This window comes from Novisyntrophococcus fermenticellae, assembly GCF_018866245.1.
Taxonomy (GTDB): domain Bacteria; phylum Bacillota; class Clostridia; order Lachnospirales; family Lachnospiraceae; genus Novisyntrophococcus; species Novisyntrophococcus fermenticellae.
In genome coordinates, this window is sequence record NZ_CP076458.1 from 1,921,529 (window position 1) to 1,937,076 (window position 15,548).

The 15,548-nt window shown below is 37.4% G+C and carries 15 protein-coding genes and 1 pseudogene; all 16 read right to left on the reverse strand.

Annotation, left to right across the window (positions count from 1 at the left end):
- Nucleotides 1-64 precede the first annotated feature (64 nt).
- Nucleotides 65-625 carry a flavin reductase family protein gene (locus tag KNL20_RS08690; protein ID WP_230397393.1) on the reverse strand — a complete coding sequence of 187 codons (561 nt, stop codon included), beginning with the start codon at nucleotides 623-625 and terminating at the stop codon, nucleotides 65-67.
- 287 nt (nucleotides 626-912) lie between these two features.
- Nucleotides 913-2,955: an NAD(P)/FAD-dependent oxidoreductase gene (locus tag KNL20_RS08695; RefSeq protein WP_230397394.1), complete on the reverse strand. Its 2,043-nt coding sequence runs from the start codon at nucleotides 2,953-2,955 to the stop codon at nucleotides 913-915.
- 341 nt (nucleotides 2,956-3,296) lie between these two features.
- The gene (gene asrB / locus KNL20_RS08700; protein WP_230397395.1) at nucleotides 3,297-4,085 is read right to left on the reverse strand and encodes an anaerobic sulfite reductase subunit AsrB; all 789 of its coding nucleotides are present in this window, start codon (nucleotides 4,083-4,085) and stop codon (nucleotides 3,297-3,299) included.
- Nucleotides 4,085-5,122 carry an anaerobic sulfite reductase subunit AsrA gene (asrA, locus tag KNL20_RS08705; protein WP_230397396.1) on the reverse strand — a complete coding sequence of 346 codons (1,038 nt, stop codon included), beginning with the start codon at nucleotides 5,120-5,122 and terminating at the stop codon, nucleotides 4,085-4,087. Before asrA ends, asrB begins: the two co-directional genes overlap by 1 nt.
- Before the next feature lie 33 nt (nucleotides 5,123-5,155).
- Nucleotides 5,156-5,758 carry a TorD/DmsD family molecular chaperone gene (locus KNL20_RS08710; protein ID WP_230397397.1) on the reverse strand — a complete coding sequence of 201 codons (603 nt, stop codon included), beginning with the start codon at nucleotides 5,756-5,758 and terminating at the stop codon, nucleotides 5,156-5,158.
- Between the two features lies 1 nt (nucleotide 5,759).
- A complete protein-coding gene (locus KNL20_RS08715; protein ID WP_230397398.1) occupies nucleotides 5,760-6,200 on the reverse strand; it encodes a molybdopterin-dependent oxidoreductase in 441 nt (146 codons plus the stop codon).
- Nucleotides 6,201-6,301: 101 nt separating this feature from the next.
- On the reverse strand, nucleotides 6,302-7,516 hold the full coding sequence (locus tag KNL20_RS08720; protein ID WP_230397399.1) for an MFS transporter: 1,215 nt from the start codon (nucleotides 7,514-7,516) through the stop codon (nucleotides 6,302-6,304).
- A gap of 76 nt (nucleotides 7,517-7,592) precedes the next feature.
- A complete protein-coding gene (locus KNL20_RS08725) occupies nucleotides 7,593-8,948 on the reverse strand; it encodes an aminomethyl transferase family protein (protein ID WP_230397400.1) in 1,356 nt (451 codons plus the stop codon).
- Nucleotides 8,949-8,991: 43 nt separating this feature from the next.
- Nucleotides 8,992-10,962, reverse strand: coding sequence for an oxidoreductase (locus tag KNL20_RS08730; protein ID WP_230397401.1), 1,971 nt, complete (start codon nucleotides 10,960-10,962; stop codon nucleotides 8,992-8,994).
- Between the two features lie 311 nt (nucleotides 10,963-11,273).
- Nucleotides 11,274-12,092 carry an IS3 family transposase gene (locus tag KNL20_RS08735; protein ID WP_230397402.1) on the reverse strand — a complete coding sequence of 273 codons (819 nt, stop codon included), beginning with the start codon at nucleotides 12,090-12,092 and terminating at the stop codon, nucleotides 11,274-11,276.
- Nucleotides 12,082-12,429, reverse strand: coding sequence for a transposase (locus tag KNL20_RS08740; protein WP_230397403.1), 348 nt, complete (start codon nucleotides 12,427-12,429; stop codon nucleotides 12,082-12,084). Before KNL20_RS08740 ends, KNL20_RS08735 begins: the two co-directional genes overlap by 11 nt.
- Before the next feature lie 70 nt (nucleotides 12,430-12,499).
- Entirely contained in the window at nucleotides 12,500-13,129 is a 630-nt protein-coding gene (locus tag KNL20_RS08745; protein ID WP_230397404.1) for a uroporphyrinogen decarboxylase family protein, read from the reverse strand.
- Nucleotides 13,116-13,430 (reverse strand): uroporphyrinogen decarboxylase/cobalamine-independent methonine synthase family protein, encoded by a 315-nt coding sequence (locus tag KNL20_RS08750; RefSeq protein WP_230397405.1) that lies wholly within the window; start codon nucleotides 13,428-13,430, stop codon nucleotides 13,116-13,118. The genes KNL20_RS08745 and KNL20_RS08750 overlap by 14 nt, the downstream gene beginning before the upstream one ends.
- A gap of 258 nt (nucleotides 13,431-13,688) precedes the next feature.
- Nucleotides 13,689-14,579, reverse strand: coding sequence for a LysR family transcriptional regulator (locus KNL20_RS08755; RefSeq protein ID WP_230397406.1), 891 nt, complete (start codon nucleotides 14,577-14,579; stop codon nucleotides 13,689-13,691).
- Nucleotides 14,580-14,930: 351 nt separating this feature from the next.
- A pseudogene (locus KNL20_RS16265) lies at nucleotides 14,931-15,031 on the reverse strand (ParB/RepB/Spo0J family partition protein); the annotation flags it as partial.
- A gap of 198 nt (nucleotides 15,032-15,229) precedes the next feature.
- Entirely contained in the window at nucleotides 15,230-15,547 is a 318-nt protein-coding gene (locus tag KNL20_RS08765) for a type II toxin-antitoxin system RelE/ParE family toxin (RefSeq protein WP_230397407.1), read from the reverse strand.
- Nucleotide 15,548 lies beyond the last annotated feature (1 nt).

The following is a 15,548-nucleotide window of genomic DNA, read 5'->3' on the forward strand; positions in this document are numbered from 1 at the left end:
CGGTAATATTCGCTGATGTTTAAAGCCAGCTCCTTTTGCGGGGCTGGCTCTCTTTACAAAATTGCTATTTTATCTTCTTCCCATCCTTAAAAGCATGTCCTGCGACTTCATTTGATCTGAAATACAGGTTTCCAACAGAATCGAAAGTAATCGGGTCCAACTTTACAGGATCAATTTCCCCCTCCTCATTCAGGATACATTCATCCACGCTGACATTTACAATGTCACCCACGAGACGGCATGTGTTTTCGTCGTAGCTTATTTCTTTACATTCCAGGGTCATGGCAAGCTCTTCGATGATCGGAGCATCCACAAACTGACTTTTAACTGCATGAAAGCCGGATTTTTCAAACTTGTCTGGTGTATCATTTGCAGACACAATCCCCACATAATCAGCCTCTGTCACATGCTCAGCATCTGCCATGCTCACTGTGAAGGCTTTCCTTATAAGAATATTTTTTAAAGTCTTGCGCCATGGGCTGACATAAATAGAAATTTCATTATTACCGCTTATTCCGCCCCAGGCTGCATTCATGGCATCCGGCGTACCATCTTCACTGTATGTACCGATAATCAGTACAGGCATTGGATATATATACGACTTTGGTCCCAAATCTCTTCTCAATAAAACACCCCCCTTTTTCGGTCAGATATCCTCTAAGAATATCAAACTATATATGCTACACGTTCATGGTAACATATGGAAGTTAAAAACTCAATCATCAATCATATGGATATGCTGTTCCCTGCCTTGTACGGACCTGCATTTTTGATATAACAAATCCCCGGCTCATCCATAAATATAGGCTTTTCCGGGGATTTCAGATTCATTAATCAGCGAATATTTGCAATCCGATTCTTGCACCGTTAGATTTAGCTATATGAATAATCTAGGGTTAATAATATATGTTATTAGTATCTTCCGATATCTCTAGCTATTGTAAAAGCTGTTGAATTGGCAGCATATATATTTTTAGGTTCTACGCAGTCACCTAGTTCTAAAAATAATGGTGCACATTCCCTTAATGCATTAGCTTCATCCCTCAATGGAATCATTCCAAATGCATAAATAACGGAATCTGCTTTATACAATTTTTTATCTCCTATTTCAACGTTACCATCTTTTATTTGTGTTATCACTGACTCTAACATACCTTCCTTTATTGTTTTGGATAGTGATGCTGGTGAAAACTCATTCCCTGCATATTCTCCTATTACACCCGTTTCATTAATCTCAGTTGCTTTTGTTGAAGTAATAATTTGTATATTATAACGTTCAATTTCTCCTTTTATGGCCATGGAATGGATTATGTTTCCTGAAAAATTCAAGCTGTTTGCCATCTCCATTATTGATACTTTTTTACCTAATCCTGCAAGATAAATAGCCAGTTCAATACCTGATAGTCCTCCTCCAAGAACTATTACATTGTCTCCCACTTTCTCTGCATGCATATATGCATAATCTGCTTCAAATACATTTTTACCGTCAATTCCAGGTATTTTAGGAATTAATGGTTTAGCACCCAAAGCTGCTATAATTACATCAGCATTGATTTCTTTTGCGAGTTCTGGTGTTACTTTAGTATTCATTCTAAGATCTATATTAGAATCTTTGATTCTTTCAGCTTGACCATCTAAATACTTTTGTGTGTTTTGTTTAAACGGTACTTTTAATTCACAACGAAGAGCTCCACCTAGTATATCAGTTTTTTCACAAAGAATGACCTCATGTCCCCTTTCAGCCGCTGTAAGGGCTGCCTGCATTCCGCCTACACCACCACCAGCTACAAGAATTTTTTTCTTATATTTAGCGATAGGATCTACATATCTTGTTTCTACTTCAAATCCAATTTCAGGATTTATTGCACAATATGTTGTTTTTTTTGTGAATTCTGCTGAGAAACATTCAAAACATCTTATACATTTTCTTATCTCTTTGGCTTTACCCATTTGCGCTTTATACGCCGTATCTGGGTCCGCTATTAATTGACGGCATAAATAGACTACATCTGCTTTTCCACTGGCAATAATTTCTTCCATCATTTCCGGTTCTGCTATAGCCCCCACTGCTGCCACCTTAGAATATCTCATATGTTTCTTCACTGCTTCAGCATACTTCACATTTGTACCATCTTCTAAAAACATACTAGGATGTGTTATAGTAAAGACACTTGGTACTTCATGGGCACCAACTGAAACGTTAATCAGGTCATAATGACCATCTAATTGTTTTGCAATCTCTACCCCATAATCGATGTCATAACCACCTTCAAACATCTCAGAACCACTAATTCTTATACAAATAGGAAATCCCTGACCACATTTTTTCTTAATATTGGATGCAATTGCATTTACGAAACGGGCTCTATTTTCCATATTTCCGCCCCACTGATCTTTTCTATTATTTTCCGGCCCCAGAAATTGATTGAACAGCCAGCCATGTCCAGCATGAATGGTAACCATACCATATCCACAATGCTTTGCCATTTGAGCTGCATCACCGAATTTTTCAATTGTATCGAATATTACTTCTTCTGGCATACCAGGCACTTCCATACCAAGTCCATTTATTGATGGAAATGCTCCATAGATTTCATTACCAAATCCAAGTTTAGCATAATAAGCATTTGCACCGGCATGAATAAGTTCTATATCAGCTATGGCACCATGTCTACTGATGCATTGTGAAAGTCTATAATGAGGTGCCAAAGCTGTAGGATCATCTAATCTCAGAGTTGGCCCTATAATAGACCTTCCATTATCTGCTGCAGCTGAGCCAACACTGACTGTTGCACTTCCACCCTGGGCTTTTCTTTCATAATACGCTATTAGTTTTTCATCTGGATGAAGATTATCTTGGAAATGCACTAATCCAATCGGTGAAGCAAAAATTCTATTTCTAAATTGAGTTGTTCCTAATACTATTGGATTAAAAAGTTCATTATATTTTTTCATAGTTTTATTTTTTTAAGGTATTAACCTTACTCCTTTTCATATAATATTATCTTTCTTGCAATCATAATCTGCAAATGGCGACATCAAACGGTCGCTTTTGCGGAGCTAATCGGCCACACAGCGGTAATGAACGGCCATTAAAAAATAGATGTTCTGCGTAGCAGACCTTCTCATTGGTCTGCTTAATTAACCTTGATAATAAAGGGATTGTGGTGTCAATAGGACGCTTTGCGTCGGCTTTAGCCCTTGCTATTGACGCCATAATTTCTTTATTATACCCGACCATTAGCAACGCATCTCTGGCCGCCAGCTATCGCAAATTGCACATAATCCTTATAATATTAATCAAGCATATCCTTAGCTCTTATATAATTAAAAATAGGCCCTTCCAGACAGACATATGTTTCGTTGATTTTACAGTGCCCGCACTTTCCTACGGCACAAGACATCTTTCTTTCAAACGATAACCAAATTTTGGATTCCTCTACTCCGTTAGCAATACACTCTTTAGCAGCGAAATTCATCATTATCGGTGGTCCTACAATAACTACATTGTAATCTTTAAATGTCTTAAATGGAATTTTACTGATATGAGCTGTAACCATGCCTATTTCAAACCCCTCTTCTTTGCCATTATCCAATGTACAGACAGTATTAAACTCCTGCTTAAATTTTCTGAGATCATCTTCAAACAAAATACAATTCCCATCTTTAAAACCAATAATCAAATTAACTGAGCTGATTTCTTCAGGATAATAATAGAAATGGTTTAGTAAGCTTCTAACAGCGGCTACACCGGTTCCGCCAGCAATAACCACTAAGTCCTTGTCCTTGAGTTTTTCCATGGGATACGAATTCCCAAAAGGCCCCCTCATAAATAATGTATCATCTTGTTTGAGTCCAAATATCCCTTGAGTAAGCTTTCCAATTTTTCGAATAGTAAACTCCACCCATCTATTTCCCTTACCACTCACAGATATCGGAGCTTCTCCTACTTTTGGTATTGAAAGTTGAAAAAATTGCCCATGCTTTGTTTCGGTATTACATTCAACCCTAAAAGTATATTCAGCATTCGTTTCCTGGATAATTTTCAAAATTTTATGCGGTGCTGGCAGCATTATATTTTCCATTATCTATCCACCCCCTTTACTTTTTCTAATTCTTCACTTAAAAAATTAATCGAATCAGAAAATGAAATTTCTTGAGGGCATCTATTATCGCAACGCCCACATCCTACACACATATGTTCTTCTCCACCAAAACGCAAGTTATAATCATATACCTTATGTAAGATTTTAAACCGCATTCGTTCACCAGCTGTTTTTCTTACACTATGCCCGCCGGCCATGGTGGAGAAGTCCTCCAGCATACACGAGGACCATATCCTTCTTCTTTCACCGTCCGGGCTTGTTTCATTATATATGATGTCAGTAGTGTCAAAACAGCTGCAGGTAATGCATACTGTATTACAGCCACCGCAACTGATGCACTTCTCATCAATACTTTTCCATAATTTTATGTCATATGCTGCTTTCAACAACTTCTGGCTGCTGATATTCGGTAAATTAACCTTTTTTAAATTTTTTTCAACAAACACAGGTACAAATTCTTCTTTAGGGTTTCCATCAAAATATTTTTCAAATTTACTATCCTTCACTTCTACTAATAAACAGTCATTATTAAATCTCACCCCTGCATCATAGCTGTCTGTTTTGTTTGAACCCATGGAAACACAAAAACAGCTATCCCAGCCTTCCCTGCATTCAATCATAAAAATCTTCAGTTTTTTGCGTAAGCGTTTATAATAGTTATCTTCCTTCTGACCGTTTTTTAAAAAAATAGTATCCAGTCTCTTAATACCATTAATATCACACGGACGGGCGAAGATGATTATATCTTTATCGTCACTCAAAGCATTTTCTATACATTGATCCTCTTTAAAATATAAAAGTGTTTGAACAATTGGATAAAAAACTTCTTTTGGTGAAAAGTCAGATTTTTGATTATAAACGATTTCTTCTACCGAGTTAATCTCAGAATATCGTATCAAGTCATTATCTGATTTCCATCCCCGGTTTGCAAAACGTTTGGGGGCATATATTTTATAATCTTTTTTTAATTCATTGATAATTCTATCCATCTTTTCCAAACTTACATAGTAACTCAATAATTGACCCTCCTATCTTTACTATATTTAAGCTTAACTTAATCCATAATAAGACATTACGTAATCAAGGTTCGATCTGTCTAAATGCAAAAAGGCATTTGTTACTTTCCCGACCCCCTTATAAAATTCCGTATCGGCATATTTTGCTATGTCATAACAAAAACCGTGAATCCAATTTAACATATGCCGGTCAAGAAAATCCCGCTGTTCCGTCAGACTGGATAACACTAATGAAGAATCCTTTAAATCCAGAGCGCTTAATGCTTCTTCACATAAAAATGCCATAAATTCTAATTCTAATGATACATGGTCTTCGGGTAAAGCCTTTATATTATTATCTTTAACAAGTCTTTTAGACTTATAGACATCCAAAACTTCATCTCTTGCTTCCTGCATCATTATCCTCTTTGAGCTGGTATATACAGACTCATAGGGATATGCAGCCGAGTTTTCTGTGGCTCCGGCACCAAGAAAAACCTTGGCATAATCTACAGCCAAATCAGTCAAAGATTCCTCTTTACTGTTACGAAGATAATTTTGAATCATGCTGTATCCCTCGCTAAGCTCAGTTTCGCTGGAAACAATCGGAAATTCCATTGACTTCATATGTTCCATCAATAATTTATCAATTTCCAACCTATATAGCCGTCCTAAAAAACGATATAGATTTCTTTTCTCTGGTTTCCATCAGTTTTTTCGCAATAACATCAACAGCTTCATCCCATGAAATCCTTTTCCATTTATTTTCTTTTTTATTTCCCACTCGCATCATTGGATATTTATTACGATTTGGATTATAAAGGGCTTGAATACCTGCTAGTCCTTTTGCACACATGGCTCCCTTACTCATAGGATGCTCGGGATCGCCTTCCAGTTTGATTACACGTCCGTTTTTCATGTGAACAATAACACCGCAGTTTGAAATGCATGCCCTGCAACAGGTTTTCACTCTCTTATATGATTCATCTGATTGTGTCATTCCGTTTTGTACAAATACTTCAGATTCTCCTAACGCTAAATCAATTCCTTTAATGTCAGTTGCGCTAAGCATATTCATATTACTTCCTGATTTCTCCATTTATCTCCTCCTTTACAAAGACTCTTCTTAGTAATAAATATTTTTTATAAAACAAAAGCAAAGACTTTAATACGACTTTGCTTTTGTTTATATCTAATTTGTTATTCTGCTTTCATTAACTTATTCATATCAGGTAACAGGATCATAAAAAATATTGCAATAAGCATGCTTACCGCGCCAAGATAAAAGTAATACGAATATCCGATTGACCCTAATAGGTTTGCAACAGGAACAATTACATATGTAGGAAGACAAACAGCTCCCAAAAGCTGTATTGTGGATGCCATTCCCCCAGCTGATCCAGCATATATTGGACCGATTTCTTTTAATGCAACAGGATATATCATTGTTATAGTAATGATTGCACTTAAACAATACCCTTCTAAAAACAATACTATGCACATTGCAACCGTAGTTAATTGCCAGGCAAAGGCTACACCTATTATTGCCACGATTCCCATAAAAACCAGTGCGGGCTTTTGCGATTTCAATTTAAATACTATAATTGGACCTGTAAGAGTACCAACAATACTTCCTATGGTCATAATTGTATTGATATATCCAGCCATAGCAGTTGAGTAACCTCTACCTGTTAATGCAAGAACCAAAAATGATTGATTTATTATGTTAGCTGCTAATACAAAAGCCAATACCAGTCCCATGAACCAGACATTTTTACTTTTAAATGCTTTTTTAAATGAAACTGACATCTTTACCTTTTCTATCTCTGGCAAATCATTATTTTGAAAATCTTTTTTTCTAACCAATATAAACCACAGTATTGATATCAACACACTGACTGCTGCTATTGTCCATAAAGCAGCATCTAATGAAGGAAATAGGCTTGAAGTAGAAAAACACACTGCCATAGAAAGGGTGGAGCCTAACAATACTATACCCATGTATTTACTTACTTTATCTACTGAAACAACTGATGCAAGTATCTTTGAAAGATTAGATGAAGTTGCTGCACATCCTACTCCCATTAATATCATTCCAATAAACATCAATCCAAAAATATGTGCTAATGGTCTGATTATCATTCCTACAACTGTAACTATATTTGCAACTCCTACTACAAGTTTAATACCAAATCGATCTGCTAGGGCTCCAGATAAAATCCCCAATAATATCGCTGCAATCATAGGTGCTGTCATGAGACTTGTGAATTGTGTATCTGCAGTCAAACCTAGCTTTAAAAATATGTCCATTGGTAATGCTGCAAACTGAAACTGACCATAATTTCCAATAAATAAAACCAAAAATGTCATTGCCATTACAATTAATGCTGATTTCTTTTTTTCATTATTACTCATAATGTATCGCCCTCCTTAAAGCTTTCAAAGCTTCTTTTCGTCTGCAGCATCATTATAATTTTTACATTTATTAATTTTATTTTTTAGTTACATCTACATTTTCATTACGCTCTCCATTCATATATGGATACCGTGCAACTTTTGCTCTGATTTCTTTCTGCCTCTGGTCCTGGTTTCCCCATATGATTGTAAGTTCTGTACCAAGTTCGCTATATGCGGGATCTATTACACATAACGATATCATTTTACGATAGAACCAGCTATGGATTCTTCCCGTACTAATACCTACATATTTATCTCCTGACATAACCTTATCTGCTCTGTACTCCCATTTCCCATTTTCCAGCATATCCTCAGGACCGTCCATAGGGGCATATGGCACACCATCTTCAAAACCTGACCTCACAATATCCAGAATGTCATCCACATTCCATTCCAATGTTACCATCACCCGATGATTATCTTTTAATTTCATAAGAGCTTCCTTACCTGGAAAATCATGATCAAAATTAACTGCTTTATCCCAACCCAGTTCAAAAGGGTTAACGAATCGTTCTTCATAGTTATTGCCACAGCTTCCTGTCAGGGATGCCAGTGATCCACAAAGCATAGCAGCAGCAGGCGATCCTTTTAAATACTCGAAGTACTCTTTATCATGTTCAATGGCTCCAAAAAAATGAATTGTATTCTGTGGAAAGCCATTTTCTGTGTGTGTATTCCAATATGCATGGCGCCCCAGTCTGGTAATGCCCATAGGTTTTCCTGCTTCTACAATCGCATTATAAATTGATATGCTATTTTTATATTCTCCATGTACTTCATATGCCAGTGAACCAGCCATACCAATACGCAGAATTCTTACATCCATATCATTAATTTTGCTCATCCTGTGTTGGAGGAATTTAATATCACGAAGGTTCTCACCTGTAACAGCTTCAAGAATATCTAAGGATTTTGGACCACCCAGCTGATAGACACAATGCTCTCCGGTCGTATCTTTGTATTCCAGGTCATAATTACTTTTTTGTAACTTAAATAATATATCCGAATTCATACATGTTGTTAAAAATTCATCTTCATCTAAACGGTATATGATACCGTCTGACATTAGTTCCCCAAATGTGTTTGTTATAATCCCATGTTTAATCCGGCCGATTGGAAATTTTTCAAATCCATTGGTACAAGTGTCACTCAAAAATTTCAAAGCTTCTTTCCCCTTAAGCCAAACCATAGGCATTGGATTAAGACCCGCATGAATATAGCAATTTTCATGCCAGGACATTTCTTCGTCTCTCCAATCAGTGTAAACAAATGGCTGCAAACCACCTAAACCTGCATGTGAAACATAATTTGAATATAATGGCGTTACACTTGGGTCAAATGGTACATAAGGGCTGTGTTTAAATTTCATATCGTATAATTCTGTAATCATGATATACCTCCATATTTTTTTGTTTTATATTATTATTTTTTATTTAAAATTTTCCCAGGCTGCTGACAATATAATATGCCGTTTTTGTTGCCTGATGGATATTCTTTGGTGTGACACAGTCACCAATCTGGTAAAACTCCGGTGAACATTCCCGCAGTGCAGCTGCCTCTTCACGCAGCGGACGCATGCCCGTTGCATAAATAACAGTATCGGCCTCATAAAATGTCCTGGAATTCATATTTTCCGTCCAAACACCTTTATCTGTAACTTCCAGTGCTTTCGTAGAAAGAATAAGTTTCAGATTTCTCTTTTCTATTTCCTGATCTAACGCAATACCGTGGCAAGTATTTCCCCCAAGATTCGGTTGGGGCATCATTTCAACAACTGTTACCTCTCGTCCCAAACGTGCAAGATATAGTCCCAGTTCAATACCCACAAGGCCACCACCCAGCATAACAACCTTCTTGCCAACCTTTTCTGTGTCAAGATAGGCCTCTTCTGCACCAATTACATTACTCCCGTCAATACCCGGAATCGGAGGGATTACAGGTCGTGCACCCATTGCCGCAATAATTACATCCGGTGCAATTTCTTCTGCCAGTTCAGGAGTTACTTCTGTATCCAGACGTACATCGGCACCTGACTCCATAACCAGTCTGGCCTGCTGGTTCAAATAGCGATCCAGTTTCTGCTTAAATGGTACTTTTTCCTCGACCTTTAGAACGCCGCCCAGATTCCCGGATTTTTCACAGAGCACAACTTCATGTCCGCATTTAATGGCAGCCAATGCAGCTTCCATTCCAGCAATTCCACCGCCTGCAATTAAAATTTTCTTTTTAACTTCTGCTGGCTTCAACACATCGCCATCCAGCTCATTGCTAATTTCCGGATTAATGGCACAACAGAACTGAAACTTGTTTAGAAGACTGGAAAAGCACTCTAAGCAACGTATACACTGACGAATATCTTCATCACGGCCACGTCTTGCCTTGTTCGGCAAATCTGGATCAGCCATTAGCCCACGGGCAATCTCAATTATGTCAACTTTGCCTGAAGCAATCAGTTCTTCCATCTGCGCCGGATCACTGAACGCACCAACGGTTGCCACCGGAGTCTTAACATGTTTCTTAATCTCTGCTGCATAATGTGCATTACATCCATCCTCGTCAAATAGACCGGGAGATGTCTTTGTAAAGGAAGAATAACATTCGTGAACCCCCGTAGATACATGGATTAAATCAACTTTTCCGTCCAGCATTTTTGCGATTTCAATCCCTTCCTCAATGCCATATCCAGCCGGATTACACTCATCCCCGCTCATTCGAAATTCAATAGGAAAATCCGCACCACATTTCTGACGGATACGTTCTATAACAGCCAGTGGAAGCCGCATACGGTTCTCCCTGCTGCTTCCGCCCCATTCATCTGTACGGGTATTGGTATATGGAGAGATAAACTGAGACATCAGCCAGCCGTGACCTCCATGAATCATAACCATACCAAATCCACAATTTTTTGCAGTCAGTGCGGAATTTGCATAAGCTTCAATCGTTTGTTCGATCACTTCAGCAGGAATTTCTTCTACCTGGGACACGCCTGCCGATGCAACTGCCCCTTTAACAGTCATGCTGACAGGACCATAGAGAGGGTTCCCCGCAGCATGAGAAGCTTCTGAATACATACCTGCGTGCGCGAGCTCAGCAACAGGAACTGCTCCGTAACGGTTAATATTTTCTGCCAGTTTGGACAGATAACTAATTGCACGAATATCATCAATTGCAGTATGCACCGGGCCTCCCCGGCCATGTGCGGAATCAACCACACACTCTCCAATTGCCACAGAAGCTGCGCCGCCTTTTGCCTTGCGGGCATAGAAAGCATGCGATTCTGTTCCGGGAAATTTACCTTCATATAGGTTCATGCCACCAAGCGGTGAGCCAAATATACGATTTCGAAATAATGTTTTGCCTAATGTAATAGGCTCAAATAAGTGAGGATACTTCAATTTTTTCATGACAACCACTTTCCTATTTTATAATTTTATTTTTTGTAAAATCCACATCCATATTTATCGCTTCATTAATCATCGGAGCCATTTTAGTGAACATATCTCCATTTTATTTACTTAGCATTAAAATATTCTTTATTAAGATTTCTGATTTCATCCATAATAATGCTATTCACTTCCGGATATAGACTTCCTTCACCTATAGTGGCTCAGTTGTCAAGACAAAAATCTAAGATTTTTATAATGAACTGATATGGTGGATAAGTGACAAGGAGTATGGGGAAGGCAGTGGAACACCCCCCAGATCCATATATGCATCAAGCTACATAGGGCAGTAGCATTGCCGGGTAGTAGCATTCAGCCGGTTTTTGATAGTCAAGGGCAGAATGACATCTTTCAAAATTATAAGTGAAAATATATCGTCCGATAGCGGCTCTGGCTTCTTTGATATTGTTATATTGTGTAAGGTACGCTTCTTCATATTTGAAGCTACGAAACCAGCGTTCAATCATGATGTTGTCAGCCCAACGGCTTTTCCCATCCATGCTTTGGCGAATTCCATTTTTCTTTAAGAATTCAATATATTGTTGACTTGTAAACTGACATCCTTGATCGGAATTTAAAATTTGTGGCTTTGCAACCTTAAAAGCCTTTTTCAAGGCATTGACAACCATTCGGGTATCAAGTGTATCATCGACTTCCCAGCCGACAATACAGCGGCTGTACCAGTCGATTACAGCAGTCAGGTACAAAAATCCATGCCGGATGGGAATATATGTAATGTCAATCGACCAAGCCTGATTAGGCTTGTCTATGACAGCATTGCGGAGAAGATAAGGGAATACCTTAGCTTGCTGCATCCGCTTCGAAAGGTTCATCTTTGGGTAGATTGGATGAATGTCCATTTCGCTCATGTAGCGGCGTGCTTTCCGGCGACCAACATGATAACCACGAAGCTTCAACTGTGCTGACATCTGCCTGGCACCCCAGGTCGGATTATCTGTGTGAAGGTGATCAATGATCTCTTTACAAGCCAGTTCTTCCTCTGATACAGGCGTTCCTTTGTAATAAATGCTGGTGCGGTTGATATCCAGGAGCTTTGCCCCGACAGAAGCAGGTAATTCTTTAGTCGTCAAAAGGTTTTGGACTAAACTTACTCTCGTAGTCAGGTCCACAAATTTCTTCAGATTTTTTTTTGAGCCAGTCAACCTGCATGGTTAACTGACCAACCTTTTTGGCATACTCCGACTTCTCTTTGCGTTCTTCTGCAAGCTTATCTTTGAGGTTTTCCTCTCGCTTGTCGTCAAATGCTGCAGAAGCGTTGTTTAGGAATTCTTTCTTCCAGTTACGGAGTAAGTTGGGTTGAATATTATTTTCAGTTGCAAGGGTATTGAGATCTTTCTCTCCCTTAAGTAACTCAATCACAAGGTCTGATTTAAATTTGGCACTAAAGTTTCTTCTTTGTCTGGACATAGCAATGAATCCTTTCTTTCATACTGATTTTAGTATATCAGATTCATTAAAATCTGTCTGGGAAAGTGTCTTAATTTATGAGACCATTATAACCACCATATGTAAGACATGGAATAAAATTCCCTCCAGGTGTATATTCATGTACTGCTCTCCGAACCTCTTTTCTAATAACATCTTCTGACCAATCAGATACATCAACGATAGATGCATCAATACCACCCATATAAGTTAATTTACCATTCGTGATTTTTTGTAATTTAGGAATATCATTTTCAGGAATCGGGCCCTGCCATACATCTATACCGATATCTATCATGTCGTTAATCAATGGTTCGCAGTAGCAGTCAGCATGGTGCATAATGATAATTCCATTTTCTTTAATATAACTAAAAATTTTTTTATAACGTGGTTTAAATAATTCTCTCCATGTTTCAGCACTCATAAATAAACTTCTTTTTGAACCCCAGTCATCATGCCATAAGATTACATCCGGATGAAGATTCTCAATTAGTAATTTGGCATAATGCAATTTATAATCAAGAATGTAATCTAATAATTCTGCCATTGATTCTGGTTCCATTAATACGTTACATAATGTATCTTCAAAACCCATTAAATAATGGGACTGTTCAAACAAACCTGTAGCCATTAATGACATAGTAAGTTTCCCCTGAGCATGAATTTCTTCACTTTGTGGCAACAGCTGCCATCCAGTCGAGATTTCCATTTTTAATGTCTGGAGTTTTAATATCTTCTTTCCATTTGGTAACATCCTTGATGGCTTTTAATTCCGTAGTCGTAATTGGCATTGGACTTGCTTCATCAGGTCCCCAATACTGAGTTACTCCCCATCCATCCACAATCGACTGATTCGGAACCGCATTCATAGTCATCGCCATTAAAGGATCGAATACCAGTCCGAAAGGTTCCCATTCATTAACAAAATACTCTGGTTTCCCATTATAAATAGTTTCTAGAAAATTTTCTTTTAATGATAGCATATTTAACCTCCTAAAATTAAAAACAAGTTCTTTTGAACTTATTAATCATAAGTATATTTTATTATCTTTGAAGCCAAATAGGAAACGCAAATATCGTCTTAGACTTACACGCTAAACGTATAAGCATACAGGTATCAAATGTGAATTTATTCATAAATTACCGTATAAAAAAACAAAGCATGTTATCAAAACATACTCTGTTTCAAACAATGACATATCTACTCTACTTTCTTAATAGCATTGCATAACAACCATTTTTTATCTATCGTTGAAAGCATCAACTGTATCAATAAATTTTTTAATGTAAATATTTTTGTTGTCTTGTAGCCAAGCATAATCGATGCTATAGGAATGATGAGTTTCCGTTAAATGAGCATACGACAGTCTATGATCTTTCTCCGAAATTTCACCAGTATCCGGATAAAAAGCAATTCCTTCTCCTAATATTGCCATTAATTTCTGAGATTCATAAGTATCTGTTTCCAATAAAGCAGGCTCATAGCCATCCTTTCTGAAAGCCTCTAAGGCATATTCATACATACCCGGCGCATCCCTTTTTGATGCTGTGCATATCTTATAATTTCTCAAATCTTTTGAAGGAATTTCACTTCTTGTTGCTAGCGGGTGATTTTTACTCATTGCCAATAAGATATTATATCTGCAAGCCGGAACAGAAACAATGTCTTTATAATTATGTAATTCCGGTGTCAATATTGCAATAATATCATATGAACCATTTTGCAATTGACTAATTAGATTAATTGGCGTTTCCTGATTTAAAGTGATTTTAACATTATTATTTAAATCCTGAAAAATTGGAATTATATCAAGAATACACTTCGGGCCCAAATCTGTAGAATAACCCAATTTTAATGTCCCCTTTATATTTGTACTTATTTCTTTTGCTTTACTTATAACTGCATCGCATTCCTTTACAATCCTTTTTAAGTCACAGTAAAGCGACCGGCCTGCTGGTGTTAAAACTACTTTAACTGTATTTCTTTCAAACAATGAAAAACCTAACTCTTCTTCTAAAGAGGCTATTTGTCTGCTAATTGTAGTCTGAGTAACGAAATTTTCATGAGCAGCTTTAGTAAAATTTAATGATTCCGCAACAGATATAAAACATTTAATTGTTCTGCTATGCATCTAATTCCTCCAAATTGTTAGCGTGATGACTAGCCTAGGTACCTGTTTATTGCTATCTTTTCTTAATTCTAAAATTTTTTCTCTTTTAGTAGCTGTTATTTCCTATATATATTATTGTTAAGTTACCACACCGAGTAAGTATATAAAAAATAACACACTACTATCATACCATGTACCCTCAAACTTAACAATTATATATTTTCAAATTGAACCAAATTACGCATGCTGCGTGATAGCCCATACTTTTCTCTCATTTCTGGACTTGATATTTTTACCTATTGCATTCTCACTGCAATATCTATAATGACCCGCGTCGCATGAGTGCCCAACTTATACGTCTTACGGGCGCACGGAATCCACCATTATAATTGTTGCTTCATCATATCTGTATAGTTACAGATAATAACTGGCATTTCCGTCTTGCCCGCCAGTTCACTTCCTCGCTTTCTTCTTCGCTTTTTGCACCTAACACTGTAATTGTCATCATAAATGATCTCCTGTTATTTTAATTAAAATTGGGTAATTGTTTTATTTTATCTTTATTTGCACTGAAGATTGACCGCTCATACAATGCACTATTAAATTGTCTTTTTAAGCATAAAAAAATCGCCACCCGATTGTAAGTGACGATTTCTAAATTTATTTTATTGTTATCTGATGAGCCAACTGTAATCTTTGCGGCAATCTAAAATATAATCGACATACACGGTGTCGTCTTGGATTTGGCAGAGGACAAGATACCACTTCTCAATAAACATTTTGTGATATTTGTTCGGTGTAATATACAATTCCTCAAAAAACGGAAAACGCTGCGGCATCTGGCAAAGGGAACGTATAGCGGCCATAATCTCTTTCTTTTTTGCCGCCGCTGCTTCTTTATTGACCTGTGCCATAAATCGGATGTGTGTTCCCAACATTCTTTTCGCCCTGTCGGAAACAATGACTTTGTATTTCTTGTTCTCTGCCATA